General features: G+C 65.9%; 29 protein-coding genes. 11 read left to right on the plus strand and 18 right to left on the minus strand.

Annotated features, from left to right (window positions below):
* Window positions 1-48 precede the first annotated feature (48 nt).
* On the plus strand, window positions 49-867 hold the full coding sequence (locus tag AWB92_RS10275) for a lysophospholipid acyltransferase family protein (protein ID WP_085185248.1): 819 nt from the start codon (window positions 49-51) through the stop codon (window positions 865-867).
* Here AWB92_RS10275 and AWB92_RS10280 read toward each other — a convergent pair.
* Both AWB92_RS10280 and AWB92_RS10285 read right to left on the minus strand, forming a co-directional pair.
* Window positions 864-1,628, minus strand: a complete 765-nt coding sequence (locus AWB92_RS10280; RefSeq protein WP_085185249.1) for an SDR family oxidoreductase — start codon at window positions 1,626-1,628, stop codon at window positions 864-866. The genes AWB92_RS10275 and AWB92_RS10280 overlap by 4 nt on opposite strands.
* A gap of 2 nt (window positions 1,629-1,630) precedes the next feature.
* Window positions 1,631-2,053 carry a DUF1707 domain-containing protein gene (locus AWB92_RS10285; protein WP_085185250.1) on the minus strand — a complete coding sequence of 141 codons (423 nt, stop codon included), beginning with the start codon at window positions 2,051-2,053 and terminating at the stop codon, window positions 1,631-1,633.
* Between the two features lie 65 nt (window positions 2,054-2,118).
* Here AWB92_RS10285 and AWB92_RS10290 point away from each other — a divergent pair, with 65 nt between their 5' ends.
* Complete coding sequence (locus tag AWB92_RS10290; RefSeq protein ID WP_085185251.1) at window positions 2,119-2,706, plus strand: TetR/AcrR family transcriptional regulator; 588 nt, start codon at window positions 2,119-2,121, stop codon at window positions 2,704-2,706.
* Here the strand turns inward: AWB92_RS10290 and AWB92_RS10295 are convergent.
* Window positions 2,652-3,947, minus strand: coding sequence for an alpha/beta hydrolase (locus AWB92_RS10295; protein WP_085185252.1), 1,296 nt, complete (start codon window positions 3,945-3,947; stop codon window positions 2,652-2,654). The genes AWB92_RS10290 and AWB92_RS10295 overlap by 55 nt on opposite strands.
* A gap of 17 nt (window positions 3,948-3,964) precedes the next feature.
* Here AWB92_RS10295 and AWB92_RS10300 point away from each other — a divergent pair, with 17 nt between their 5' ends.
* Window positions 3,965-4,621: a TIGR03085 family metal-binding protein gene (locus AWB92_RS10300; RefSeq protein WP_241523422.1), complete on the plus strand. Its 657-nt coding sequence runs from the start codon at window positions 3,965-3,967 to the stop codon at window positions 4,619-4,621.
* A gap of 201 nt (window positions 4,622-4,822) precedes the next feature.
* Window positions 4,823-6,304 carry a serine/threonine-protein kinase gene (locus AWB92_RS10305; protein ID WP_085185253.1) on the plus strand — a complete coding sequence of 494 codons (1,482 nt, stop codon included), beginning with the start codon at window positions 4,823-4,825 and terminating at the stop codon, window positions 6,302-6,304.
* Here AWB92_RS10305 and AWB92_RS10310 read toward each other — a convergent pair.
* The 3 genes from AWB92_RS10310 to AWB92_RS10325 all read right to left on the minus strand — a co-directional run bounded on the left by AWB92_RS10310 (window position 6,301) and on the right by AWB92_RS10325 (window position 9,327).
* Window positions 6,301-7,680 (minus strand): FAD-binding oxidoreductase, encoded by a 1,380-nt coding sequence (locus tag AWB92_RS10310; protein ID WP_085185254.1) that lies wholly within the window; start codon window positions 7,678-7,680, stop codon window positions 6,301-6,303. The genes AWB92_RS10305 and AWB92_RS10310 overlap by 4 nt on opposite strands.
* 241 nt (window positions 7,681-7,921) lie before the next feature.
* Window positions 7,922-8,164: a DUF6400 family protein gene (locus AWB92_RS10320; protein ID WP_085185255.1), complete on the minus strand. Its 243-nt coding sequence runs from the start codon at window positions 8,162-8,164 to the stop codon at window positions 7,922-7,924.
* Window positions 8,165-8,352: 188 nt separating this feature from the next.
* Window positions 8,353-9,327: an amidohydrolase family protein gene (locus AWB92_RS10325; protein WP_085185256.1), complete on the minus strand. Its 975-nt coding sequence runs from the start codon at window positions 9,325-9,327 to the stop codon at window positions 8,353-8,355.
* Between the two features lie 50 nt (window positions 9,328-9,377).
* Between AWB92_RS10325 and AWB92_RS10330 the strand changes: the two genes are divergently transcribed.
* Window positions 9,378-9,815 carry a MarR family transcriptional regulator gene (locus tag AWB92_RS10330; RefSeq protein WP_158090373.1) on the plus strand — a complete coding sequence of 146 codons (438 nt, stop codon included), beginning with the start codon at window positions 9,378-9,380 and terminating at the stop codon, window positions 9,813-9,815.
* 62 nt (window positions 9,816-9,877) lie between these two features.
* Here AWB92_RS10330 and AWB92_RS10335 read toward each other — a convergent pair whose 3' ends face one another.
* A complete protein-coding gene (locus AWB92_RS10335; RefSeq protein ID WP_085185258.1) occupies window positions 9,878-10,564 on the minus strand; it encodes a cupin domain-containing protein in 687 nt (228 codons plus the stop codon).
* Between the two features lie 206 nt (window positions 10,565-10,770).
* Here AWB92_RS10335 and AWB92_RS10340 point away from each other — a divergent pair, with 206 nt between their 5' ends.
* The 3 genes from AWB92_RS10340 to AWB92_RS10350 are packed head-to-tail and all read left to right on the plus strand — an operon-like array spanning window position 10,771 to window position 13,018.
* A complete protein-coding gene (locus tag AWB92_RS10340) occupies window positions 10,771-11,664 on the plus strand; it encodes an NAD(P)-dependent oxidoreductase (RefSeq protein ID WP_085185259.1) in 894 nt (297 codons plus the stop codon).
* Between the two features lie 19 nt (window positions 11,665-11,683).
* Entirely contained in the window at window positions 11,684-12,457 is a 774-nt protein-coding gene (locus tag AWB92_RS10345) for an SDR family oxidoreductase (RefSeq protein ID WP_085185260.1), read from the plus strand.
* A gap of 24 nt (window positions 12,458-12,481) precedes the next feature.
* Window positions 12,482-13,018: a VOC family protein gene (locus tag AWB92_RS10350; RefSeq protein WP_085185261.1), complete on the plus strand. Its 537-nt coding sequence runs from the start codon at window positions 12,482-12,484 to the stop codon at window positions 13,016-13,018.
* Between the two features lie 9 nt (window positions 13,019-13,027).
* Here AWB92_RS10350 and AWB92_RS10355 read toward each other — a convergent pair whose 3' ends face one another.
* The 6 genes from AWB92_RS10355 to AWB92_RS10380 all read right to left on the minus strand — a co-directional run bounded on the left by AWB92_RS10355 (window position 13,028) and on the right by AWB92_RS10380 (window position 17,379).
* On the minus strand, window positions 13,028-13,498 hold the full coding sequence (locus AWB92_RS10355; RefSeq protein ID WP_085185262.1) for a hypothetical protein: 471 nt from the start codon (window positions 13,496-13,498) through the stop codon (window positions 13,028-13,030).
* Entirely contained in the window at window positions 13,498-14,373 is an 876-nt protein-coding gene (locus AWB92_RS10360) for an LLM class F420-dependent oxidoreductase (RefSeq protein ID WP_085185263.1), read from the minus strand. Before AWB92_RS10360 ends, AWB92_RS10355 begins: the two co-directional genes overlap by 1 nt.
* A 147-nt stretch (window positions 14,374-14,520) precedes the next feature.
* Complete coding sequence (locus tag AWB92_RS10365; RefSeq protein ID WP_085185265.1) at window positions 14,521-14,985, minus strand: MarR family transcriptional regulator; 465 nt, start codon at window positions 14,983-14,985, stop codon at window positions 14,521-14,523.
* A 76-nt stretch (window positions 14,986-15,061) separates the two neighbouring features.
* Window positions 15,062-15,916, minus strand: coding sequence for an LLM class F420-dependent oxidoreductase (locus AWB92_RS10370; protein WP_085185267.1), 855 nt, complete (start codon window positions 15,914-15,916; stop codon window positions 15,062-15,064).
* A gap of 23 nt (window positions 15,917-15,939) precedes the next feature.
* Window positions 15,940-16,764, minus strand: coding sequence for an SDR family oxidoreductase (locus tag AWB92_RS10375; RefSeq protein WP_158090375.1), 825 nt, complete (start codon window positions 16,762-16,764; stop codon window positions 15,940-15,942).
* A gap of 168 nt (window positions 16,765-16,932) precedes the next feature.
* On the minus strand, window positions 16,933-17,379 hold the full coding sequence (locus tag AWB92_RS10380) for a MarR family winged helix-turn-helix transcriptional regulator (RefSeq protein WP_085185271.1): 447 nt from the start codon (window positions 17,377-17,379) through the stop codon (window positions 16,933-16,935).
* A gap of 133 nt (window positions 17,380-17,512) precedes the next feature.
* Here AWB92_RS10380 and AWB92_RS10385 point away from each other — a divergent pair, with 133 nt between their 5' ends.
* A complete protein-coding gene (locus AWB92_RS10385; RefSeq protein WP_085185273.1) occupies window positions 17,513-18,202 on the plus strand; it encodes an antibiotic biosynthesis monooxygenase in 690 nt (229 codons plus the stop codon).
* On the plus strand, window positions 18,199-18,846 hold the full coding sequence (locus AWB92_RS10390) for an NAD(P)H-binding protein (protein WP_085185275.1): 648 nt from the start codon (window positions 18,199-18,201) through the stop codon (window positions 18,844-18,846). Before AWB92_RS10385 ends, AWB92_RS10390 begins: the two co-directional genes overlap by 4 nt.
* Before the next feature lie 4 nt (window positions 18,847-18,850).
* Here AWB92_RS10390 and AWB92_RS10395 read toward each other — a convergent pair whose 3' ends face one another.
* Window positions 18,851-19,705 (minus strand): phytanoyl-CoA dioxygenase family protein, encoded by an 855-nt coding sequence (locus AWB92_RS10395; RefSeq protein ID WP_085185277.1) that lies wholly within the window; start codon window positions 19,703-19,705, stop codon window positions 18,851-18,853.
* A 125-nt stretch (window positions 19,706-19,830) separates the two neighbouring features.
* On the opposite strand from AWB92_RS10395, the gene AWB92_RS10400 reads away from it, so the two are divergent.
* A complete protein-coding gene (locus tag AWB92_RS10400; RefSeq protein ID WP_085185279.1) occupies window positions 19,831-21,240 on the plus strand; it encodes a CehA/McbA family metallohydrolase in 1,410 nt (469 codons plus the stop codon).
* On the opposite strand, the gene AWB92_RS10405 is transcribed toward AWB92_RS10400, so the two are convergent.
* The 4 genes from AWB92_RS10405 to AWB92_RS10420 all read right to left on the minus strand — a co-directional run bounded on the left by AWB92_RS10405 (window position 21,224) and on the right by AWB92_RS10420 (window position 24,250).
* Window positions 21,224-22,033, minus strand: coding sequence for a phosphotransferase (locus tag AWB92_RS10405; RefSeq protein ID WP_085185282.1), 810 nt, complete (start codon window positions 22,031-22,033; stop codon window positions 21,224-21,226). The two genes, AWB92_RS10400 and AWB92_RS10405, sit on opposite strands and share 17 nt — an antisense overlap.
* 284 nt (window positions 22,034-22,317) lie before the next feature.
* A complete protein-coding gene (locus AWB92_RS10410; protein ID WP_085185284.1) occupies window positions 22,318-22,665 on the minus strand; it encodes a type II toxin-antitoxin system PemK/MazF family toxin in 348 nt (115 codons plus the stop codon).
* Window positions 22,658-22,894 (minus strand): antitoxin, encoded by a 237-nt coding sequence (locus AWB92_RS10415; RefSeq protein ID WP_085185286.1) that lies wholly within the window; start codon window positions 22,892-22,894, stop codon window positions 22,658-22,660. Before AWB92_RS10415 ends, AWB92_RS10410 begins: the two co-directional genes overlap by 8 nt.
* 87 nt (window positions 22,895-22,981) lie before the next feature.
* On the minus strand, window positions 22,982-24,250 hold the full coding sequence (locus tag AWB92_RS10420; protein ID WP_085185364.1) for a cytochrome P450: 1,269 nt from the start codon (window positions 24,248-24,250) through the stop codon (window positions 22,982-22,984).
* Between the last annotated feature and the right edge of the window lie 43 nt (window positions 24,251-24,293).

A 24,293-nucleotide genomic window follows, 5' to 3' on the forward strand; every position in this document is an offset into this window, starting at 1 on the left:
TGACCAAATGCCCTATTCGCTGCCGTGCGGTCGGCTGAAGATCGGGGTATGAGCGTCAGCCATGCCGATTCGACCGATGTCGACAAATGGGATCGCGGCCTGACCGAGCACGTCGTCGCGCTGACCCGGCCGATCGTCAAGCACTATTTCCGTTCGGAAGTGCGCGGCCTGGACAATATCCCGCCCGGCGCGTCGCTGGTGGTGTCGAACCATTCCGGTGGCCTGACGTCGTTCGACCTGTCAGTATTTGCCGTCGACTATTACGACAAATACGGCTACGAGCGCCCGCTCTACGCGCTCGGGTTTGACACGCTATTCGGCGGAGTGGCGGGCGAATTCCTCAACCGCACCGGGGTGATTCGCGCGACGCGCGAAAACGCCGCCGAGGCATTGGCTTGCGGCGCCGTCGTATTGGTCTTTCCGGGCGGGGATTTCGACGTCTACCGGCCTAGCATGCGCGAGAACGTCATCAACTTCGGCGGCCGCACCGGCTATGTCACCACGGCCCTGGAGGCGGGGGTGCCGATCGTGCCGGCGGTATCCATCGGCGGGCAGGAGGGCCAGCTGTACTTGAGCCGCGGCACCTGGTTGTCGCGCCTGCTGCGGCTCACCAACTTCGAGCGCAAGTACTTCCGAACCGACATCCTGCCAATAACTTTCGGGTGGCCGTTCGGGCTGAGTGTCCTGGCACCGGTCAACGTGCCGCTGCCCACCAAGATTGTCACCGAGGTGTTGAAGCCGATCGACGTCGCGACCGAGTTCGGCGATTCGCCCGACGTCGAGCACCTCGACGCGCTGGTGCGCGGTCTGATGCAGAAGGGCCTGGACGCGCTGGCCGCCAAGCGGCGCTTCCCGATATTCGGCTAGCCCTTGGTGGGCTGCAGCATCCGGCCGGCGACGCGCGCCGAGATCGACCCGGGCCCGAGGCGTGCGAAGGTGGACGTGAACCGGTTGCGGAACCCGGGCACGACGACGGGGCGCCCCTTGTCCAAGGCTTTCAGCCCGGCGGCGACGACGGGTTCTGGCGGCGCGAGGCGCCGATAGACCGCGGTGTGCGAGACGTCTCCGCCGAGGGCGTCGACGAACCCGGTGCGAGTGGGGCCGGGGCAGAGCGCCGTCACGGTGACTCCGGTTTTGCGAGTCTCCGCCCACAGCGCCTGGCTGAGCGACAGCACGAACGCCTTCGAGGCGCCGTAGGTGGCCTGATACGGGCCGGGCTGAAAAGCGATGGTGGACGCGACATTCAGGATCCCGCCGCGCCCGCGGGCCAGCATGCCCGGAAGCACGGCGTGGGTCAGCCGCACCAGCACGTCGACGTTGACGGCGACCAGCTCGTGCTCGCGCTGCGCGTCGACCTCGGCGAACGGGCCGTAGGTGCCGAACCCGGCGTTGTTGACCAGGACGTCGACGTCTTTCCCGGCGAGGTGGGCGATGAGGTCGTTGGTGCCTTCGTCGGTGCCCAGGTCGCCGACGACGAGTTCGGCTTCCTGGTTGATTCGCTGCGCCACCGCCTTGAGGCGGGTTTCGTCGCGGCCGGCGAGCACGAGGCCGTGGCCGCGTTGCGCGAGCTGCTCGGCGAAGATTGCGCCCAGTCCGGAGCTGGCGCCGGTGATCACTGCGGTCGACATTGCTAAACCCCTTGATATTCAACTGTTTTGGCGATCGGCCGGACGGCCAGGGCGTGGCTGACGAGGCCGATGCCCGCGCCGAGGATGGGCCAGATCGGCCAGAAGTATGTCACGGCTGTCGCCGCCCAGACGGTGAGAACGACCGTAGTCATCGCAAGGAACGCGGCGAGGTGGATGCGCACGCTTGCGCGGGCCTTTCGCGCGGCTGCGGCGCGGCGGCGCGGGTCGGCGCGCCGGATGCGATCCAGCGGCAGGTCGGCGACGAGGTGCTTGAGCTCCGCGGCGGTCTGGGTTTGGAAGGCGGCCTGGAGGCGCCGGTCGTACTCGTCGAGCTGCAGGTAGCCCTGGGCGAGCGCCTGGCCCAGTCGGGTGGCGGTCTTTTGCCGGTCGCGGTCGCCGGCGCGGGCGATGGTTGTGGTTGTCATGGTCCGAGTCCCTTCGGTGGGATGTGAATGGCATTAACATACCCCTGAATGTTAATGTCGTCAACATGGCACGTTCGGTTGCGCCGGCACGGCGCGATAGCTACCACCACGGCGACCTGAAAAGGGCGCTGACCAGCGCAGCGCTGTCGCTGGTGGCCGAGAAGGGGCCGAAGGGCTTCACGCTGACCGAGGCGGCGCGACGCGCGGGCGTCAGCGCCGCGGCGCCGTATCGGCACTTCGCGGACAAGGCCGCGCTGTTGGCCACGGTCGCCGAGCAGGGCTTCCGGGAGCTGCACGCCGCGCTGCTCGCGGTCCCTTCGGGTGAGCCGAAGGCCCGGGTGGTCGAGCTCGGTCGCGCCTACGTGCGCTGGGCCGTCGCCCATCCGGACCACTACCGGGTGATGTTCGGCGCGGACATCGGCAACGCGGAACACCCGGGTTTGGCGGTCGCCGGGGAGCAGGCGTTCGGTGAATTAGTCGACGCGCTCACGGGGGTGGTCGACGATCAGGACCCGCGTTCGGTGGCCGCGCCGCTGTGGGCGCTGGTGCACGGCGTCGCGTCGCTCGCCATCGGCGGCGAGCTGAACGCGGTGGGGGTTCAGTCCGAGCCGGAGGCCATGGTCGCGAACGTGGTGGCCCGGGTGCTTGCGTAGACCTCGGCCAGGAACTGCTCGACGGCGACGGCGGCGTGCACCGCGCGGGCCGAGCCGAAGATGTCGAAAGCGTGCTGGGTGTAAGGCAATTCGGCGTACACGACGGGCTGGTTGCTGACCTCGCGCAGCCTGGTGGTGAACGCGCGGGCCTGCTCGACGAAGGCCAGCGAGTCATTCTTGCCGTGCAGCACGAAAAACGGGGGAGCGTCGGCGTTTACGTGATGGATCGGCGACGCGGCCTTGAAGGTCTCGAGGTGCGTCGAAGGCCGTTGCTTGATGATCGATTTGATGAGCAGCCCCGGCATCATCGCGTGCATCGAGTCGTCGAGGCGGGTGAAGTCGTAGATCCCATAGAAGGGCACGGCGGCCTGCACCCGGGTGTCGGCGTCCTCGAATCCCGGTTGGAACTGCGGGTAATTGGGCGTCAGCGCCGCCAGCGACGACAGGTGGCCGCCGGCCGAACCGCCGGTGATGGCGATGAATTCGGGGTCACCGCCGTACTCGGCGATGTGTTGTTTGACCCAGGCGAGGGCGCGTTTGACGTCGACGATGTGGGCGGGCCAAGTGTTGCGCGGGCTGTGCCGATAGTTGATCGCGACGCAGATCCAGCCGAGCTCGGCGAGGTGGCTCATCAGCGGATGCGCTTGTCCGCGTTTGTTTCCCGTCGTCCAGGCGCCGCCGGGGATCTGGAAGAGCACCGGTGCCTTGCCATTCGGGTCGAGGTCGGGGCGGCGCCAGATGTCCAGGTGGTTAGCGCTGCCGAATTCGCCGTAGCTGATGTTGGAGTCGTGGGCGTAGTCGCGGTAGATCCGCATCATCCGCAGCAGCCCGGGCGCCTTGGCGATTCCGGGGCCTTTGGGGCGGCGCCACAGGTCGGCCGAGTCGGTGCGCCGTTCGGGGCCCAGACCGTCGTCGAGTGCCTTGGAGAGCGGCACATTGGCCTGGTGGCCGGCGCGACTGAAGTTCAGCAGGCCCGCGGTCGAGACCGCCGCCGTCAGCCAGGCGAGGATCCGCACGGGCCGGTTAAGCCGGCGCGCCGTCAACGCCAGCCCGCCGAGCTGGCTGGCCATCGCCTGCAGCGGCAACTCGGTGACAACGAGGCCGAAAAACCACGAGAACAGCGAGAGGTACCCCTTGCGGGCCAGCGGGCGGTAGGCGTTGAGGGTGGAGGTGGCCGTTACCGCCGTGACCACAAGAGACGCTGCTTGCCGGAGGTTGTGCATGACTCGAGCCTTCTGCATTGCCCCACTGTAAAGAGGTGACCGTAGACTCCGGCGTTGTGGTGCTGGATGCTGCCGAGCGCCGTTCGCTGTGTGACCTTTTCGACGAGCTTGGCCCGTCGGCTCCCACCCTGCTCGACGGGTGGACCTCGCACGATCTGGCCGCGCACCTGGTGTTGCGCGAACACGATGTTGTCGCCGGACCCTGCATGGTCCTGCCCGGTCCGTTCGCCGCGTTCGCCGAGCGGCGTCGCGCCGCGTTGGCCGGGCGCTCGGAGTTTGCCGAGCTGGTCGCGCGCATCCGTTCCGGCCCGCCCGTCGGATTCTTCCGGATCGGGTGGGTGCGCTCGTTGGCGAACCTCAACGAATTCTTCGTTCACCACGAGGACGTGCGGCGGGCCAACGGGCTGGGGGTTCGCAGCCTTGGACCTTCGATGGACGCTGGGCTGTGGCGAAACGTGCGCCGCGGGGGGCGGTTTTTGAGCCGTCGGCTCCGTGGGTGCGGGCTGGAGGTCGAGTGGGCGGGCGACGGCGAGCGGGTGACGGTTCGACCCGGCGCGCCGCTGGCGCGGCTCAGCGGTGAGCCCGGTGAATTGCTGCTGTACTTGTTTGGGCGCCAGGCGGCAGCGCAGGTCGAGGTGGGTGGGCCTTCGGAAGCCGTTGCGGCGGTGCGTAGCACGCACTTTGGCATGTGAGTCACATTGGCCACAGGCGTCCCTGGAAAAGTCGGCACCCTTTGTGCCCGCCTCAGAGCGACAAATTCCGAGGGCGCCGTCGGTTGTCGCTAAGAGGCGGGCACGTTGGCATATCCCTGACTTCTTGTGACTCGAGCCGGGCGCCGTTATCTGCACGCTCGATGTGGGAATCCTCGTGCAGGCCGAGCGAAAGGATGTCGATTGTTTACCCCGTATCGTCGCTCGCGCGTCGGCACCCGGTTCGGGCCCTACGAGCTGCGATCGCTGATCGGCGCGGGCGGAATGGGCGAGGTGTACCGGGCCTACGACACGCGCAAGGGCCGGATGGTCGCGCTCAAGCTGTTGCGCCCCGAGCTGGCGGCTGACCCGGGTTTCCAGCGGCGCTTTCGGCGAGAGTCCCAGCTGGCGGCGCGCTTGCAGGAACCGCATGTCATCCCGGTGCACGACTTCGGCGAAATCGACGGGGTGCTTTTCATCGACATGCGCCTGGTCGACGGCGGCAGCCTGAAAGATCTGCTTCGCGAGCGGGGCCCGCTCGACCCCGGGCAGGCGGCTGCGATCACGGCACAGGTGGCGTCGGCGCTGGACGCGGCCCATGCCGAGGGCCTAGTCCATCGCGACGTGAAGCCGGAGAACGTGCTGCTCACCCACGACAACTTCGCGTACCTGGTCGACTTCGGCCTTGCGCAGGCGCACGGCGACCCCAGCCTGACGGCGGGCGGCCCCTTGATCGGGTCGTGCGCCTACATGGCGCCCGAACGATTCGACGGCGGCCCGGTGGGACCGCAGACCGACGTCTACTCGCTGGCGTGTGTGCTTTATGAGTGCCTCACCGGCCAAGCGCCGTTTGAGGGCGCGGAGATCCCGGCGCTGATCACCGCGCACCTGCAGATGCCGCCGCCCCGGCCGAGCATCATGCGCCGGGGCATCGACAAGGCGCTCGACGACGTCATCGCCCACGGGATGGCCAAGGACCCGGCCGCGCGGTTCTCCTCCGCGGGGGAACTGGCGACTGCGGCATTCGGCCTGGCGCCGTCGAAGCCGCTGCCGCCACCGCCTCCGGCGCCGCCCAGCCCGCCGCAGCGCACCCGCGCGTTCTCGACGGTCTACCCCAACCCGGACGACACCGGTTACAGCCCATATCCGCCGCCTGCGCCGGTGCCCCAGCGGCCGGCCAATCCGCTTCTCGGGCGGGCTCCCGTCCTGATCGGCGGGGCGGCGGCGGTCCTGCTGGTTGTCGCGGCGGTCATCGCGGTGACGCTGGTGCTCTTCGGCGGTGAGCGCCATGGTTCGTCGGCCGAAACTGCGTCGGCGGCGCCCCCGGCCCCATCGACGACGACGCCGTCGCTGTCACAACCCGTCCAGGGCGCCGACGGCCTGGGCTTCGTCGGCCATACCGCGCGGTGCGAGCCGGGCAACCCTCCCGCCGCGGTGGTGCGAACCGCGCAGTCACTCGCGGTGGTGTGCCAAACTGCGCCCGGCAGTTATTACTACCGGGGCGAGCGCATAAGCGATGGCGCCAACATCGAGCTGACCGACGCGGTGCCGTCCGCGGGCGGATTCGACGTCACCAATCCGGCCAACGGGGTTCGCTATGAGGTGCGCCCGGAGCGGCTTCGGATCATCAGCAACGGTCACGTCGACTCGTCGGAGCCGGTGCTGCAATACGCAAGGGCCACTTAGGCTTCGCCGAACAGCACGTCGGGGTTGAGGATGCCCGCCGGGTCGAAGCTCTGCTTGATGCGGCGCATGAGGTCGACCTTGACCGGGTCCTCGAGCTGCAGGAAGTACGGGGTCTTGGCGCGGCCGAGACCGTGTTCGCCGGAGATCGCCCCACCCAATTCCATTGCCAGCGCCAGGATGTCGGTCATCAGCTGCTTCTTTTTCCCCGGGTCCTTGCAGATGATGGCCAGGTGCACGTTGCCGTCACCGGCGTGCCCGCAGCCGGCCGCCGCACCGCCGGCCGTCGCCGCCAGCTCGCGTGCGGCGGCGAGGAACTTCGGCATCGCCGAGCGCGGCACGACGGTGTCGATGATGTCGTCGGCGCCGATCGCCTTGGCCGTCCAGAACGCCTTCTCGCGCGCCTCGATCAGCTTGCGCGCCGAAATCCCTTCCAGCACATAGGCGTCGACGGCGCCCAGCTCGACCACCAGCTCGCCGGCCCGCTCGACGTCCTCATCCAGCCGTTCCGCGGTGCGGTTCTCAAGTGCCACAACGAGATACGCCTGACAGCTGTCGCGCACCTGGTCGGGAACGCCGAGCTCCAGCTTCTGTGTGTGGACCAGCGCGGCCATCGTCATATTGTCGATGTATTCGAGGATGTAGGGCGCCAGGCCGCTGGCGAGGACCTGCGGCACCGCCTCCATGACCTGGTCGAAGTCGGCGAACGGGGCGAGCACGGTGGCGGCGTGGTCAAGGCGCGGGTGCAGCTTGACGATCACCTCGGTGGCCAGGGCCAGAGTGCCCTCGGAGCCGACGATGAGCTGGGTCAGGTCGTAGCCGGTGGAGACCTTGGCGATCTTGCCGCCGGTGCGGATGATCTCGCCGGTGGGCAGCACCGCCTGCAGCCCGAGCACGTTGTGGCGGGCGATGCCGTACTTGACCGCGCGCATCCCGCCGGCGTTGGTGCCGACGTTGCCGCCGACGCTGGAGGACAGCTCGCCCGGCTGCACCATGTAGTTCAGCCCGGAGTTGACGGTCGCGGTGTCCAGCTCGGTCAGCGTGACGCCGGGCTGGACGACGGCGACCTGGTTGGTGGTGTCGACCTCCAGGATCGCGTTCATCCGCTCGAAGGAGATCAGCAGCCCGTCTGCGCGCGGGATCGCCGCGCCGGAAAGCCCGCTGCCGGATCCGCGGGCAGTCACCGGGATCTTGTTCTCGCTGGCGGCCTTGAGTAGCCGCGAAACCTCTTCGGCGGTGGCCGGTTTGGCGACATATGCCGGCTGCTGCGGCGCCGAGGTCAACACCTCGTCGTGCCAATAGTCCTCGGGGATCGCGTCGCCCGTCAGCAGGTTGTGCTCGCCGACGATTTCGGCGAACCGCGCTGTCATATCGCTCATCGCTGGCCTCACCTTCCAAGGTGCCGGACAGCGATTCACTCTAGTGGGCGGTTACCGGGTATCGGCGGACCAGAGGTGACCGCAGGTCGGGCACTGCAGATGGACCACCCAGGCGCGGTTGCTCAGCAGATACTGCCAGTGGTTTGTGCAGTTGCGGGGGCCGCGGCAGTCGTCGCAGTGCCTGGCGTGATCGCACTGCGGGCAGGGCAGCCAGGCGCGTCGGCCGCGGTCGGCGTGGGGATCAATCGGTAACACGGTTCGCCGCCCGATCCGGGAGAACTCCCGCGTCGACCAGCTCGTCGTAGATCCGCTGCTGGTCGTCGTCCAGCCCGCTGTACAGCAGGTCCCAGGCGCGCTCTTCCTCCGCGAGCACCTCAACGGGATCCCAGTCGCCATCGATCGCCTCGAGAACCGCCGCGCGCCGACGCGCTTCGTCGAGCGTCAGGTCATATCGGTACGCGAAATCGCCTCGTTTTTCGGACATGGGTCTCCCACAAATTGGAATTATGATTCCGGCGCTGGCGCCGGTGCACTGGCCGATCACGGCCGAGAGGTTTCGCAGAGACTAACCGGGCGCGACGGGTCCGGAAACTTGAACGCGGGCTAGATCACACGCGTCCGCGTCGCCTGTGCGGTCGCAGCTGGGCGTTTCCGGTGTCGCTGTGCACAACATCACACTCGTGAGGGTGAGTTGGTTGGTGTGTCGGCCCGGGCTGCGGCTGCGGGGAAAAGTTTTTTGAAGGTTGTTTCGAGTTGCCGCTGCTGTTGGGCGTCGAGCGTGTTTTGCAGGTCGCTGATTGTTTGGTCGATTACGTCTAGTCCCGCCGGGGTGTAATCGGTGCCGAAGACGAGGTGCTCGGCACCGCACATGTATAGCGCTGGCTCAATGCCCGCGGGCGTGCCGGCAATTGCGGTGTCGAGGTAGAGCGAGGCGAGTTGTTGTTCTAGGTCGTCTCGGTCAAGGCGGTGGGGGTTGTCGACCCAGTCTTGACTGCCTAGGTGGAGGATGCGCGAGAACAGGGCAGGTAATACGCCGCCTGCGTGGGCAAGTACGAATTTAATGTTGGGGTGCCGCAGCAACAGTCCGGCGAAAACGGCGTCAACGATTGTCCTGGCGGTGTCCATTGGATATTCGATAAGAGGTCCGGGTCGTCCCAGGCCCAGTTCGGAAAATGGGGCCGGACTGGTTGGGTGTACGAAAACGCTGGCATGCAGACGGTCTAGTTCAGCGAAGACCGGTTCAAAGAGCTCATTGCCGAGGTAGTTGCCGTCGTAGTTGCTCAGGAGAATGAATCCGTCGACGCCGAGTTCAGCGACCGCATGGCGTATCTCGTCGACGGCTCGTTCGGGTTCGGCCATGGGCAGGGAAGCAAGGGCGCCGAACCGTCGTGGATGTTCGGCGACGATGTGTGCCACTTGCTGGTTTGACAGCCTCAGAGCCTCTGCGGGCAGCGGTACCGGCAGCGACAACAGCTGCATCGTGATGTCGCGGGCATCCATGAATTCGATGGCGGACTCGGGGCTCCACGCAGCAGGCGGCCCACCGCCCACAAAGCTCTCCTGGCGCATCAGCGAGGCCATGAGCTCGGGATCGGCGCCGGGGCCGGAGTCCAATGTGAAGTGGGCGTGAACGTCGAACCGCTGCACCTCAACTCCTTTAACGTATGTTAACTATCAACGATTGTTAACATATGGCAATGGACGAGTACGCGCAAGCGCTCGATGTGGTGAATCTGCTGCATCGGCTCAGCCGATCTTTGGCCGACGACATCCGCGAACATGTAAAGGGTGCCGCCGATTTGGGGATCAGCGAGTTCTTCATGCTGTGGGAGATCACCTCCGGCACAGCCACCGCAGGAGATATTTCTCGCGCACTGAGCAGTCATCCCGCGGCTACCAGTCGCGCACTCACCCAACTAGCGCGAGAGGGCTACATCGACCGACGACCCGATCTGAGCGATTCGCGACGCAATGTTGTGACTCTCACCGAACATGGCCAACGCGTAGTTGATCAGATTGCCTCACGGATTCGCCCGCGCCTCCAACAACGAATGGACCGGCTCGCGCCCGGTCAGGCAGCGAGCCTCATTACAGCCTTGCAAACGCTTCTCGACGAATCCGGAACGCACGATTAGGGATCAGATCGCCTTCGAACAACAGGCGCGCGGCGGGTAGTACCCGCGCAGACGCAGACGCCTCACCTCGTAGGAGTGTGCACGACGACGGACAAAACGCGCGCGATTTCGGTTGTGCGATTGCGGTATTGGTGTGGCGTCGCGGGGTCGAAGGCCAGCGAGTCGCCCTCATGCAGTCGCAGGGTGTCGAAGCCGATGACGGCCTCCAGCTCTCCTTGCAGCACGTAAAGGTATTCCCGGCCGTCGTGACGTACGGCCTGACCACCGTCGCTCGATTGGCCACCGGGGGTGTAAATCACCTCGAGAAAGTCGACCCGGTCGTCATGCGTCGGTGTGAGTCGCTCCCAGCACACCCCCGTCGAGAGTTCGATGACGCTGCGATCGCCGGCTCGTTGCACGATCCCCGCTCCGTTGGCGCCGCTGGCGCGACCCCATTGGTGGAACGCGGAGGGTGGCGCCGAGAGTGCATCGCCTGGCGCTGACGATGCGTGCGGGGAATTCAGTGGGTCGCCGGCGCCGAACAGGAAGTCCAGCGAGATGCCAAGCTCATTGGCCAGTGCGTAGACGACGCTGGCGGACGGTGTCGTGACACCGCGTTCCACCTGCGAGATCAGGCTCGCTGAGCAGCCGGCCCGGCGCGCCAGTTCCCGCACTGAGATACCCCGCGCATTGCGGAGCTGTCGAAGCCGCGGGCCGAGGCCTGTCGCGCCCTCGGCCACGTGAGGCGTTGATCCGTCTGCTTTCACCATTACTCCGATTGTCCGCTATATTGTACAGCTGTCTTTGGGTCAGGGTACACAACAGCGGCCATAATCCGCACGAAATGTGCCGTCACGCACCAGAAAGTCGCGTTTGGTACAGCGCCACCCAACGACCCCGGTGTGCATTATGCTGCACACAAGCGTACTGTAAAGCAGACAAGCGCGATCGCAACTGACGAGGAGTTGAGGCAAGCATGGATCCTGACATCCGGATAGGTTGGCTGGGCACCGGCCGACTGGGGAGTGCTCTGGCGGCTCGCATGATCTCGAGTGGCGTCGCGGTGACCGTCTGGAATCGGACGGCATCGAAAACCGCGCCGCTGGTGAAATTGGGGGCCTCCCGCGCGGACACGCTGGGCGCGTTGGGCCGCTGCGACCTGGTGTTCGTCACCGTGATGTCTTCACCAGATCTTCTGGCCGTCACACTCGGCCCCGACGGGTTGTTGAGCAGCCAGCCCGCGCCGCGCATCATCGTGAATTGTTCGACAGTCTCCGCCGAGGCCGCCGCCGAGGTCAGAACCGAGGCCGCACGCCACAACGTCGGGTTTCTGTCTGCACCCGTCAGCGGTAACCCGGACGCGATTGCCAGTGGATCCGGGTCCATTGTCGCTTCGGGCCCAGCGGAGGTCTTCGATGCCGCGCGGCCCTATCTGGAGGCGATCGCATCCGGGGTGACCTACGCCGGTGCGGGCGAGGAGGCGCTACTGGTCAAGCTGGCCCATAACTTGTTGGTGGGCATTACCGCCCAAGCGTTGGCCGAGGCGACGACTCTGACGGAGAAGGGGGGCGTGGCACCCTCGGTGTTTCTCGATTTCATCGACGGCTCGGTGCTGGGCTCGAAGTTGGTTGCGGCCAAGGGCAAAGCGATTCGCGCCCGCGACTACGAACCCACCTTCACCACCGCGGGCATGCGCAAAGACTTCGATCTTGGGCTGGCAGCGGCACGGGCGCTGGAGGTTCCGATGCCGATTGCCGCGAGCACCCACCAACTGCTCCAGACCGCCATCGGCCACGGATACGGCGAGTCTGACTATGTCGCGCTGTACGCGATGGCGGCCCACGGCGCCGGGCTTGCCACCGGCTCGTAACCCGAAGGGAGAACTAATCATGACCGAGGAAACAGTCAATTCGCCTGGTGGCGTTGCCATTGCGGGGGCGCGCGCATTGGTGACCGGGGCTAACCGGGGTCTCGGCAAGGCGTTCGTGCGAGAGCTGCTCGACCGGGGCGCGGCCCGCGTTTACGCGGCGGCACGAAATCCGGGCGCGGTCGACTTCGACGATGCCCGGGTCGTCCCGATCAGCCTGGACATCACTAACTCGGATGACATCCGACGCGCGGCATCGGGGTGTGGAGACGTCACAGTGCTGATCAACAACGCCGGGGCGATGCTGCGAAGTCCCCTGCTAGCCTCGCCGGACCTGAGCGCGGCGCGCAGCGAGATGGAGACCAATTACTTTGGCACACTGGCGATGTGCCGCGCATTCGCACCCGTGCTTGCCCGTCAGGGCGGCGGCGCGCTGGTCAACGTGCTGTCGATCGCCAGTTGGCTCGCCAATCCGTTCAACGGTTCTTATGGGGCGTCGAAATCTGCCGAGTGGGCCCTGACCAACGCGATTCGCGTCGAGCTGCGCGCGCAGGGAACCCTCGTCGTCGGCGTACACGCGGGGTGGATCGACACCGACATGGCGGACACCGTGGCAGACGCGAAGATTTCGCCCGGCGACGTCGCTGCCCAGACGCTGGCTGCGATTCAGCACGGTGACGAGGAGGTGCTGACCGACGACAGGACCCGCCATGTCAAGGCGTCGCTGACCCACGACCTCGCTTCGCTGTACCCCGACGTTCAAAAACGCTGGGACGCCGGCGACGTGCCCTGGTGACTACTGACGCGAAAGGAATCACTGATGTCGCTCGAACCAACGGCCGGCCTTGCCATCAATCACGTGGGGGTGACCGTCCCCGATATCAACGCGGCGATTGACTGGTATGGGGCGGTCTTCGGCTTCCGCTGCATCATGGGCCCGCGGGAGCTTCATTCCGACGGACACCCAGAGGCCGCCGGCGTCTTCGGCAGTCGGTTCCGCCGAGCCTGGCAGGCGCATCTGCTGAGCGCGAATTCGGTTGGTATCGAGCTCTTCCAGTTCGTCGACCCGCCCACGCGCGGACCGCGGTCGCCGGAGGAGTCGATGCCCTGGCTCGATCGCGGCCTGTGGCACTTATGCATCACCCACCCGGACGTCGCCGGCCTGGTCGACCGCATCGTCGATCAGGGCGGCACGTTGCTGGCGGCGCCGTACCATTTTGTGCCCGGACGGCCCTGGATGCTGGCGTACACCACCGATCCGTGGGGCACCGTGCTCGAGGTGATGAGCCACAGCTACGCCGAGGCGTTCAGCAATTGGCCTCAGCCGGGGCAGTTGTCGCCACCCACGCTCATGTGACCGCCGTGCCTAGCGCTGTTCGACGTGCCGGCTCAGGGTGGCGATCGTGCAGCCGTTCTGCCCCGCGCGCCACGCGTGGGAGGCAGCCACGATGGTCACGGCGTGGCCGGTTCGAAGCCACGCCTCACCGGTCTCGGATTCGAGCGCGACGGTGCCGCTGAGTACCAGGCAGTGGTCCACGCTGCAAGTCGCGTGCATGGGAATGTAGCTGTGGGGCCCGATCGAGGTGATGCTCCAGCTGATTTCGCCATCGCCAGTGGCCGGGGGTGAATCTTCGGGCGCAGCGGCCTCGCTGAGCGGCCACAGTTGCCAGAAGAGCACGGCGGCCTCGCGCGGGGGTTGCTCGGCTGATTTCCACTCGAGCGCGGCTCGGGTCGCCGCATCGGTGAAGGATATCGCCTCAGGTTGCAGCCTTTTGTCGGTCAGGATTGCCGAACGTCCGTTGCCGGCGATCCCGACAACGACGACGCGAGCAGTCATCACCCGAACTCGGCCAGTCGGGGGACGACCTGGTCGCCCAGGCGGGCAACATAGCCGACCGGATCCGGATTGCCGGGCAGAGGGCCAATGTTGATCAGCTCGACGCCGGCCCGAGCGAATCCTTCCACTGCGCGCCAGAAGGCTGTCGGATCATTGAACGGGTCGAGGCGAGGTCCCATCATCAGGGTCTTGCGAATCTCGGCGGGGTCCCGCCCGACCACGTCGCAGTGCTGCCGCAAGACATCGACTTTGCGCCTAAAGTCCTCTGCAGTCGGGACACTGCTGTTCCATATGTCGGCGTATTGGGCAACCAGCCGTAGCGTCTTCTTTTCCCCGGAGCCGCCAATGAGGATCGGAGGACGCCTGATGGGCGGCGGTTGGCAAATCGTTTCGGCGAGCTGATAGTGCCGACCGTGGTAGGGCCCGTCGTTGTCGCTCCACATCTGTCGGCAGATCTGGATTGACTCCTCGACCATCTCGAACCGTCGCGCCAACGGGGGATAGGGAATACCGAGCGCCACGTGCTCGCGCTCATACCATGCCGCGCCGATGCCGAGCACGGCACGGCCCTGCGACAGAACGTCCAATGTGGTGAACGTTTTGGCAAGGACACCGGGATAGCGATACGTCACCCCGGTCACCAACATGCCCAGGGAGATCTTTTCTGTCCGTGCGGCAACGAATCCCAGCGACGTATAGCCCTCAAGGAAGGGATCAGTCGCCTGGCCGATCCCTTCCATCTGGAACAGGTGGTCGGCCAGTGTGAACATGGTTGCCCCCGCCTGTTCGGCGCGCTGGGCCGAAGCCACCAGGGTTGGTGCCAATTGCTGCGGAGCGCCCGGCAGAAAATCGATGAAATGTATTCCGAGATCCATGTCTTCGTCATCTCCCTCTGTGTGATGATCGCGGAGGGTCACCGAACGGCTAAACTGCCGTATAATCAAGCTAGTTTGATCAATCTGATCTGTCAATATCGCGCATGAGTCGCGCTAGACCGTAGTAGAACGGGTTTGAATCGCGGCTTAGTTCTGCGGATCGGTCGCGGCGGCGGTGGTCACCCGATCCAATACGGCCATCGCGTCGATGATGGTTTGTCGCTCGCGTTGGGTGCAGTGGCGAGAAAGCGCGTTGGTCAACCATTCATCCGCGATCCGGTTTCGCCCGGAGACCACGTTCTCTCCGGCGGCGCTGAGCGACACCACTATTCTCCTGCGGTCGGTCGGGTCCGGCCGTCGTTTGATGAGTCGCTTGGCGGAAAGCGCACCCAGGGTGGGTGTGATGGCTTGCGGTCGTACCTTTTCGGCGTGCGCCAGGTCGGCGGCCGACATTGGCCCCTCTTTGCCGAGCCGGCTGAGTATGGCCAGCTGTGGGGGAGTCAGTCCCGAATTGTCTGCGCTCGCCAAGAGTTGGCGGCGCAGCCTGCTGAACACCACGCGCAAATCGTGCGCGGCGCGCGCGGCTGATCGGTGGGTATCGTCCGCAGTCACATGTCGCAGGATATCCGCGGCTGACGCGTTTCCCAAGCTGTCTTGATCAAAACCGCTTGAGCTAGTTCCCTCGCTGCTACCGGGTAGTCAGTAGCCCCGAGTCCCGGATCGCATGGGCCAGCGCCTCGAGTTCGGCCGGTTCATACGGGGTCGGCAGATAGATGATCGCCAAGTCCAGGCCGCGCTCGCCTAGGGCTGCGCATTCGTCGATCACCTGCGCGACATCGGTTTCTGCGTTCAGTGCGAGTTGTGCTGAGATCCTGATTTCCCGGGGGTCACGGCCGATGTCGGCGCAATGGGAGAACAGCACATCGCGTTTGTGGGCGAAGACATCCGGTGTGCCGTTTGAAAAGTTCCAATGCTGCGCATACTTGGCGGTGATCCGCAGCGTGCGCTTTTCGCCGCCGCCGCCGATGCAGATCGGCGGGTGCGGACGCTGGGGACCCTTGGGCTCGTTGCGGGCCGCTTTGAGTCGATAGAAGCTGCCGTTGAAGTCGGTGGTCTCTTGGGTCAGTAAGGCGATGAGCACCTGACATGCTTCCTCAAATCGATCCAGTCGTTCGGTGACCGACCCCAGTTCGATGCCGTAGGCGTCGGATTCCTGCTGATTCCAGCCGGCGCCGATGCCCAGTTCTAGTCGGCCGCCGGAGATGATGTCCAGTGCGGCGGCCATATTGGCAAGGACCGCCGGGTGGCGGTAGTGGATGCCGGTGACGAGCGCCCCCAACCGCAGTCGCGTGGTCGCCTGTGCCAACGCCGTCAGAGTGGTCCACCCTTCGAGGCACGGTCCGTTGGGGTCGGGGAACAGTGGGTAGAAATGGTCGAAAACCCAACCCGACTCGAAAATCTCCATTTCGTCCGCGGCCCGCCACAACCGGAGCAGGTCGGGCCACGTCGTGTTCTGCGGGGGAGTCTTGAACGCGAATTGCATGCCTGCCAACACCTTTGCGACTTTTAGGCCTGCGATGACCGCTGCAACTGACTGACCGCGGGGATGTTGCGGGTCGCCAGCAGTCCTCCGTTGACCGGCAACTCGATGCCTGTGATGAAACCAGCGGCGTCGGAGGCCAAAAACAAAGCCGCCTCGGCGATGTCAACGGGCCGTCCGGGCCGCGTCAGCAGCATCGATGCGAAAGCCGCTGCGGCTTCGGGGTTTGCATCCAGCAGGGCCTTTGCGTTGTCGGTGAGAATCGGCCCGGTGATGATGGTGTTGGACCGCACCCCCGCCGAGGCGAAATCGACCGCCATCTGACGGCTCAGGGCGTTCATTGCTCCCTTTATGGCGGAATATCCGGCTGATTTGGGCACGCCGATCAGGGAACTCGACGCGGAGACGTTGACGATCGCGCCCGCGCCCGTCTTGGTCAGATGTGGCAGAGCGTACTTGCAGGCCCAGAATTGCCCGAAAAGTCCCGGGGTGATGATCGCGCTCAGCTTGTCGGTGCTCAACGTTGCGACGTCACTGTCACCGCCGACGACCACATCGGTCGGGGCGGCGTTGTTGACCAAAATGTCAAGTCGTCCGTAGGTGCTGACCGCGCCCTCGACCGCGCGGGCAACGTCCTCTTCGATCCCGACATCCATAGCGACAAAGGTCGCGTCACCGCCGGACGCGCGGATCCGTTCTTGGGTTGCCACGCCTGCCGATTCGGTGCGACCTGTGATCACCACTTGCGCGCCGGCATCGGCGAAGCGCTGCGCGATCGTCTCCCCGATGCCGCGGGTTGACCCGGTAATTAGTGCACTTTTGCCCTGCAGGCCAGCGATGGGATGTGTCATGAAAGTTGCCTCTTTCATCTTCAACAATCAGCATAGATTGATCAAGGGTGATTGAGTAACTACGACCATAACGCCGGCGTGGCGGGCGCGCAACGGTACGTCGGCGTTGCCCACCCTTGTCGTGCTCGGTCAGAAGTAGTGCCTGAGGGGCGAGGTCGCTAGGGCGCGTTATTCGACGGCGTCGGCATCTGCGGTTTCAAGGTTCTCGGCGCACCGCATCAAGAGTTCGGCGAGTCGGTTGCGGGTCGCGACCGACATTCCCTGCACCATCACCGACTCGACCTGGCTTACCGCCGAGTCCCCGCCTGCGAGGAGTCGTGCGCCCCGTGCGGTCAGATGAAGTGAGCGTGCCCGACCGCGCACCGGTGCGTTGGATGGCTCGACGTGTCCGTCGGCCCGCAGTGTGTTCAGCACGTCCTGTAGGGACTGCCGCGTGACGAAGCAGAGACGCGCCAGTTCCGCTGCCGACGCCTCGGGATGGGCGGCGAGTGCGCGCAGTACCGAGTACTGAGCCATCGACAGTCCCGTCGGCTTCAGCGCCGAATCGCAATGGCGCCGCAGGGACTGTTGTACTCGTTTGATCAGGTATCCCGGACCCTGCTCTGCTTCCGTCATGTTAGGAACCTTACATGTGTGCTATCGTCGTGTATGTAAGGAACCTGACATCTGGAAGGAGTCTCGTGCGGATGAGCCCTGGACCTCCGGAGCAGTCGCGGGTCTTCGTCGACGCGGCCCACGGCGAACTCCGATGATCATCGAGGCCGCCACGCCGATGGCCCAGGGCGTGCTGACAACGTTCGACGTGGCGCCCAAGGCGCACGCTTCGGTGTTGGCGTCGTTGTGTGCTGCTGTGGAGGAATTTGCCGCGGGCAGAGCCGATTTCGCCGGTGGGGCCTGGTTGACCAGGGTGGCCGCGCCGGGGTCGTCGGCCACACCCGGCACCGAGCGTCTCGTGCAATACCTGCAATGGGACAACGGAGTCGACGCCGGGGGCCTGCTCGCCGAGCCGGTTGCCGGGCAATGTGCGGAACTCGCCCTCGTCAGCAGCGAGCTGTACCGAGTCGGTGCCGTGGTGAGCGGCGACGGCCTAGGCCGCGCGGTCATCGAGACGCCGCGACCGGACACACAGATGGTCACCGGCATCATCACCATCGAACCCGAACCGGGCAAGCAGGACTGGATCAACGAATACAACCAGAGCGAAACGCGAGATCACATCCAGCACCTACCCGGCTTCGTCTCGGCTACCTTCCTGCTCGCCGAACACAGTCAGCTCCTCGCCGAATTGGTGCAGTGGGCATCGATCGATCACTTCACCGCGGCGTTCGACGACGACCGGTTCCGCGAGCACATTGATGTGGCCAATCACTATTCGACGTCGGATCTCGCTGTGTATCAGGTCGATCGAACCCTCGAGCGAATCAGGGTGCGACGGTGAGCACCGTGGCCGTATTCGGCGCCACCGGTCGAACCGGGGCGCGCATCGTCGATCAAGCACTGACGCGTGGACACCACATCATCGCCGTCGCTCGGAATGCAGAGGCGCTCGGCGCCATCGCGGCGAAGTGGTCGGCTACGGGGCGATTCGGCACCGCCATCGCTGACGTGCGCGACCCGGCCGCGGTGGACGCCGCCGTCCACGAGTCAGAGGCCGTCATCTCGGCCATCGCCAGCGCAGGGCGCCATGCCAATCAGTTGTTTTCGGCCGGCACGCGCAACATCGTCAATTCCCTGGGGCGGCAGCAGATTAGCCGATTCATCTGCGTCTCCTCGCGCGGCGTCAATTTTCACGACCCAGCGCTGCCTGTCATCTACCGGGCAGTGATTCGTCCGATGTTCCTGCGCGAGGTGTACGCCGACATGCAAGCCATGGAGGCCATCGTGCGAGAGAGCGACCTGCATTGGACCCTGGTCCGCGCGGCCCGCTTGACCGACGGCCCTGCGCGCGGGGATTACCGCGTCGAAGACGGACGCAATCCGCGGGGAGGCTGGACGCTGTCCCGCGCCGACCTCGCCGCTTTCGTGCTCGACCAATTGGAGACACCGGAGTGGATCCGCCGCACTCCGACACTGGCGTACTGACGCCTCACGTCTGGTCTAGCAACCGGATGGGGTGTAGGCCGTCGACCGCGCCGACGAACGGCGGGTGGATGCTGTAGCCGATCATGCGTTGCAGGTCTGGCGAGAGCGTTCGCGCCATGTCGCGCGGGATCGACAGCGTGAAGGCCTCCATCGGTCGCAGCCACGGTTGGCAGTATTGGGCGGTGACGGCGAGCCGCGCGTGGTCGGTCGTGTTGGCGCCACCGCCGTGCCACAGGGTTCCCACGAAAAAGACGCAGGAGCCGGCGGGCATGACGACGGGTACCGCGGGATCGTCCGGCCCGGGCGGGCGCCTGCCCCAGCGATGGCTGCCGGGCAGCAGCACCGTGGCGCCGTTGTCGGTGGTGAAGTCGTCGATCGCCCAGATCGTCGCGGCGGCCAAGGGATCCCGCGGACGAGGGATCGGGTAGAACCCGTCGTCGTGATGAGGCAGCTGGGGCGACTCACCCGGCTGAATGTTGATGGCCTGCAACGCCGAAAGCAGGTAGTTGGGCATCAGCAGCCGATCGAGGACCGCCAGCACGCGCGGATGGTCGACGAGCCGGTCGCAGACACGGGTCCTGCTCAGCACGCTGTAGATGCGCTGGGTGCGCCGTCCTTCGAAGGAGTTGCGCCCGGTGTGGCCGAGCCAGGGCGTGACGGTGTCGCGGATCTGCTGCAACTCGTCGGCGCCGAGCAGGTTCTCCCAGATGACGTAGCCGTCGCGGTCGAGGGCGGCCATGTCGGCGTCGACGATCGCGGGGTCGACGGACGCGCCGCCGCTCGCTGTCCACTTGTGCCGGCCCGCTAAATCGCTTTTGAGGTCGTCCAGCGTCCTGACGGGTTCGTCATCGATGCTCATACCCCGACCATGAACCCAACTCGACCACTGGTCAAGTAATCGACGGCGGGCGTTCGCGTCGAAGTAACGGGTGGTTACTCCTTCGTGCGGGATGCTGGCCGTGTACCGAAAAGGGGAGGACGGCCGTGAGCATCGCGACCGGGCAGCGCGAGGGCCAGGCGATCCATCTATCTTTTTCGGGTCGCTTCGGGTTTGGGATCGACCAGTGGGCCTACTTGCCGTTCGAGGTGCCGTTGGGGGTCCAGCGGATTCGGGTCAGCACGTCGCACGACCGTTTCGCGGTGGGCGGTCCGATCCGAAACGTGTTGGATCTGGGCATGTTTGGGCCGGCTGGCCACGAGCTGGGCAATGCGGCCGGATTCCGGGGATGGTCTGGAGGGGCCCGCGACGGCTTCGTGATCTCCGCCAGCCATGCGACGCCGGGCTACCTGGCGGGCCGCATCGAGCCGGGCCTGTGGGCGGTCGCCCTCGGTCCGGTGGTCCTGAGCCCGTGGGGAATGGCCTGGGAGGCGCGCGTCACGCTGGAACGCGGGCAGTCCGGCCCGGAAAGCGGCCCGTTGATCGCGTATCCGGCGCCGGCCGTCGGCCGGGCGGGCTGGTTCCGCGGGGACCTGCATCTGCACACCGTCCATTCCGACGGCGAGCGCAATCCGGGGGAGCTGGTGGCGGCCGCGCACGAAAGCGGGCTGGACTTCATCGTGTCCACCGATCACAACACGAACTCGGCCAACCGGGTGTGGCCGGCATGCCGGACGAGCGGGTTGTTGGTGATTCCGGGCGAGGAGGTCACCACGAGGCACGGGCACTGGCTCGCCGTCGGCCTGCCGCCGAGTGGCTGGGTCGACTGGCGATACGCGCCGCGCGACGGGGTATTCCCGCGCTTCGCTTCCGAAGTCCGCTCGACCGACGGGCTCGTGATCGCGGCCCATCCCGCCGCGCCGGTGCCGGGGTCGCTTTGGGAGTTCGGCTTTGACCACGTCGACGGACTCGAGGTGTGGAACGGCCGGTGGAACCTGGACGACGAAGTGTCGCTTCGCATTTGGCAGCGGCTGCTGTGCGAGGGCCGGCGCGTCGTGGCGGTCGGCGGCAGCGACTCCCACGCCCATCAGCAACCGGTGGGTTCGCCGCAGACCGTCGTGCACGCGCGGGAGCTGTCGACGCCGGCGCTTTTGGATGGGTTGCGCCGCGGACGGTCGTATATCGCCCGATCACGCGCTGTCACAGTGGAACTCACGGCGTCGTGCTCGAGCCGGGGCGCCGGTCTTGGCGAGACGCTGCCGGTGCCGCCTGGGGCGCCGGTCACCGTCACCGCCATGATCACCGGGGCCGCCGGGACGACCGCTTCGCTGATCACCGCGGAGGGTTGCGTCGGCAGGGCCGCGGTGCCCGGGCCGGCGCGGACGATGCTGCGTTGGGAACTCGATGCCGCGTCGGCGCGGTTCGCGCGGCTGGAGGTCCGGGAGGCGCAGCGGCGCCCGCTCGGGGCGATGGTCGCGCTGACGAATCCGCTGTGGCTGGCTAGTTCGTCGCGCTGAGATAGTTCATGGCGCCTCGCAGGGTGGCGTCGACGCGATGCCCGTGGCGGTGCGCGACGCAGGCGTCGACGAGCATCCAGAGCGCCTGGTACAGCGGAAGTCGCCATTCTTCGGCGGTGGCGCCGTAGCTTTCGAGCAGGAGGTCGAGCGACCGCTCGGGGGAGCGGTGCGCGAACCGGGCGATGTCGAACCATCGGTCGGCGACCAGTGCGTCGCCCCAATCGATCACGCCGGCGAGCCGCCCGTCGTCGACCAAGATGTGCGCGGCTTTCAGGTCGCCGTGACACAGCACGCCGTTCTCGATGGCTCCGAGCGTGTCGGTGTGCTCGTCGATCGCGGTTTCGGCGGCGTCGGCCACGTCGGGGGCCAGTTTCCTTGTGTCGTCGCAGATGGCGCTTAGGAAGCCGAGCCATGACGGGTGCTTCGATCCTTCTGCCAGCCAGCCGAACCCGGGCATGGTCACGCTGTGCAAGCGGCGCAGGTCGGCGGCGACCTCGTCGAACGCGGGATGTTCGCCGGTGATGGGCCGGCCTGGGACGCGACTCATGATCACCGCGCTCATTCCGGTGTCGAGTCGGCCAAACCCGATGATCGCCGGCGCGGCGCAGCCCGCCGTCGCGGCCCGCGCGCACGCCCACGCCTCTGCGCGCAGCGCCGCGTGGTTTGTCGACGTCTTCACAATGAGGGCCTCTTCGACTTCGTACACTGCGTTGCCCGGGAAGGCGTCGATTTTGACCACGCGGCTGGGCGGGCAGCCCAGTTCGTTGGTTACGAAATCGACGATGTCTTGCATTTGGCCTCGAGGTCATCATGACGACAACGCGCAAGTCATGTCTCAGGGGTCTTCGCGCTGCCTTCTGCGCATACGATCCGTGGCTGATCGAGGCGGCTGAATCGCAGCGGCTGCCCATCGTCTCTCCGCGAGACGACGCGGGCGCCGGCTAGCACGGGTATCGCGAGGCGTCCGTCAATATCGTTGTGGTGGGCGAGATTTCGTCCAAGTTTGCATTGTCGGGCACCCGTGCGGGACACAGTCATCCCGGGCGTTACATCGCCCGGCCTTCCCCACGTCATGCTTCAGGCGTCGATGCCCAGCAGCACCGCGAGTGCATGTTCGATCTTGTGCATCGTGTCAGGCGCCACGGCGCCCAGTCGTTCGAGCAAGCGGGTCCGGGCGACCGCGCGGACGCCGCGGCAGACGGCCACGCTTTCGGTATCTACGCCCTCGCCGGGCGAGACCTCAGGCCGCAACGGCGAGCTGGCGCGCGAACTCGATACCGGCACTACGACAACGAGTTCGTCCTCGATGCCGGTGAGTATCTCATCAACAGAGACGATGACTGCGGGGCGATGTTTACCTGGCTCGCCGGTGCGCGCGGCGCCGAGAGCGACTAGCCAAAGTTCGCCGCGCCGCGGCTCATGCAAGGCCGTCGCCGCTGGCGTCGTCCCAGTCGCGGTCCTCGTCGCGCGTGGCGTCTCTGTTGGCATCGATCCGAGTCGCCTCACGTTCGGCACGGAAGATCGCCTCGCGCTCGGTACGGGTGGCAAGCTCCGAAAGCAGCGCGGCGAGAGAGATCCCTCGTTGGCGCGCCTGAGCGGCTAGACGGTCGCGGGTCTGGACGGGAACCCTGATGGTCGTCGTGGAAGTAGCCATGTCGGTAGTCTACTACGTAGACATATTTAGGCTACCATTCGCGTGATACACCTCTTGAAGTAGCGGCTTGGCGAGGTGACTCGGCGATTACCATGGACGCGGCGTTCTCCTGCTGCCTCCCGGGGTAAACGTGATCGGCAGCTTGCCCAGGCCGGTCATGCTCGGGTTGCCGAGGTATTGGTGGACGTTTTGCACGTCGACTTCGTAGTCGGGGATGCGGTCGAGGACCGCCCTGACCATCACCTCGGACATCAGGCGCGCCAGGTGCGAGCCGATGCAGCGGTGCGGTCCGAGCCCAAAGGCGAGGTGGCGGTTGGGTGTTCGGTCGAGGATGATCTCGTCGGGCCTTTGGAATTCTTTTTCGTCGTGGTTGGCGGAGAGCCAGCTGATGACGACGCGGTCGTTCTTGCGGAGGTGTTGGCCGTTGAGCTCGACGTCTTTCGTGACCGTGCGGCTCAGGGTTTGGTTGACCGAGAAGTAGCGCAGGAATTCGTCGGTGGCGGTGCGGTAGAGCTCCGGGTGGTCGAGGAGTTGTCGGCGCAGCTGCGGGTGGGTGCCGAGGTGCAGCAGGGTCAGCGCGGTCTGCGAGGTGGTGGTGTCGACGCCGCCGGCGATGAGGTTCCAGAGGATGTTGAGCAGCTGTTCGTCGGTGAGGCGCTGCCCGTCGAATTCGAACTGGATGAGGAAGCTGGTCAGGTCGTCTTCGGGTTTGGATCTTCTGGTGGCGGCGTAGTCGAGGACTTCTTGCATCATGGCGGGGACTTGGGAGATGGCGTCGAGGTATTCGGGGCGGTCCTGGGGGATGGCCATGACGGAGTGGAAGAGGTTGGCGTAGAGGTGCCAGTTGTCGTAGGGCAGGCCCATCAGCTTCATGGTGAGGATGGCCGGGACGGGGCTGGCGTAGTCGAGGACGAGGTCCATGTGTCCGTCGCCGATTTTTTGGTCGAGGAACCAGTGCGCCGATTGCTCCATGAACGGCTTGAGTTTCTGGACGGCGCCCGGCGAGAGGAACGGGGCGAGGGCGTGGCGTAGGGCGAGATGGTAGGGGCCGTCGATCTCGCCGATGCCCAGGGCCGGTTGGCCTTCGGGCCGCGGGACGCCCATCTCGCCCTGGTAGTCGACGCCGTCTTCCGCGTTTGGTTCGTATTTGTGGGAGAAGGTGTCGCCGTCTCTTGCCGCTTGGCTGACCGCGGCGTAGCTGCTGAGGAACCAGAATCCGTCGTAGTGCTGGTTCCAGGCGACCGGGCACTTGCGCCGCAGGTCGGCGTTGATGGCGAGTTCGTTGAGGTTGTATTCGTCGGAGTGGTGGTCGAAGTCGACGACGGCGTCGGTGCTGACGTCGGGACGGGTTGTCATCTGGAAGTCCTCCACCGCGACGTGAGCTCGGCTATCTGCACTA

This window comes from Mycobacterium sp. IEC1808 (genome assembly GCF_002101935.1).
GTDB lineage: Bacteria > Actinomycetota > Actinomycetes > Mycobacteriales > Mycobacteriaceae > Mycobacterium.

Coding starts and splice junctions, on each gene's coding strand:
- AWB92_RS10275 (WP_085185248.1), top strand. CDS start 49: ATGAGCGTCAGCCATGCCGATTCGACCGATGTCGACAAATGGGATCGC.
- AWB92_RS10280 (WP_085185249.1), bottom strand. CDS start 1,628: ATGTCGACCGCAGTGATCACCGGCGCCAGCTCCGGACTGGGCGCAATC.
- AWB92_RS10285 (WP_085185250.1), bottom strand. CDS start 2,053: ATGACAACCACAACCATCGCCCGCGCCGGCGACCGCGACCGGCAAAAG.
- AWB92_RS10290 (WP_085185251.1), top strand. CDS start 2,119: ATGGCACGTTCGGTTGCGCCGGCACGGCGCGATAGCTACCACCACGGC.
- AWB92_RS10295 (WP_085185252.1), bottom strand. CDS start 3,947: ATGCAGAAGGCTCGAGTCATGCACAACCTCCGGCAAGCAGCGTCTCTT.
- AWB92_RS10310 (WP_085185254.1), bottom strand. CDS start 7,680: ATGAGCGATATGACAGCGCGGTTCGCCGAAATCGTCGGCGAGCACAAC.
- AWB92_RS10320 (WP_085185255.1), bottom strand. CDS start 8,164: ATGTCCGAAAAACGAGGCGATTTCGCGTACCGATATGACCTGACGCTC.
- AWB92_RS10330 (WP_158090373.1), top strand. CDS start 9,378: ATGGACGAGTACGCGCAAGCGCTCGATGTGGTGAATCTGCTGCATCGG.
- AWB92_RS10335 (WP_085185258.1), bottom strand. CDS start 10,564: ATGGTGAAAGCAGACGGATCAACGCCTCACGTGGCCGAGGGCGCGACA.
- AWB92_RS10340 (WP_085185259.1), top strand. CDS start 10,771: ATGGATCCTGACATCCGGATAGGTTGGCTGGGCACCGGCCGACTGGGG.
- AWB92_RS10345 (WP_085185260.1), top strand. CDS start 11,684: ATGACCGAGGAAACAGTCAATTCGCCTGGTGGCGTTGCCATTGCGGGG.
- AWB92_RS10350 (WP_085185261.1), top strand. CDS start 12,482: ATGTCGCTCGAACCAACGGCCGGCCTTGCCATCAATCACGTGGGGGTG.
- AWB92_RS10355 (WP_085185262.1), bottom strand. CDS start 13,498: ATGACTGCTCGCGTCGTCGTTGTCGGGATCGCCGGCAACGGACGTTCG.
- AWB92_RS10360 (WP_085185263.1), bottom strand. CDS start 14,373: ATGGATCTCGGAATACATTTCATCGATTTTCTGCCGGGCGCTCCGCAG.
- AWB92_RS10370 (WP_085185267.1), bottom strand. CDS start 15,916: ATGCAATTCGCGTTCAAGACTCCCCCGCAGAACACGACGTGGCCCGAC.
- AWB92_RS10375 (WP_158090375.1), bottom strand. CDS start 16,764: ATGACACATCCCATCGCTGGCCTGCAGGGCAAAAGTGCACTAATTACC.
- AWB92_RS10380 (WP_085185271.1), bottom strand. CDS start 17,379: ATGACGGAAGCAGAGCAGGGTCCGGGATACCTGATCAAACGAGTACAA.
- AWB92_RS10385 (WP_085185273.1), top strand. CDS start 17,513: ATGATCATCGAGGCCGCCACGCCGATGGCCCAGGGCGTGCTGACAACG.
- AWB92_RS10395 (WP_085185277.1), bottom strand. CDS start 19,705: ATGAGCATCGATGACGAACCCGTCAGGACGCTGGACGACCTCAAAAGC.
- AWB92_RS10405 (WP_085185282.1), bottom strand. CDS start 22,033: ATGCAAGACATCGTCGATTTCGTAACCAACGAACTGGGCTGCCCGCCC.
- AWB92_RS10415 (WP_085185286.1), bottom strand. CDS start 22,894: ATGGCTACTTCCACGACGACCATCAGGGTTCCCGTCCAGACCCGCGAC.
- AWB92_RS10420 (WP_085185364.1), bottom strand. CDS start 24,250: ATGACAACCCGTCCCGACGTCAGCACCGACGCCGTCGTCGACTTCGAC.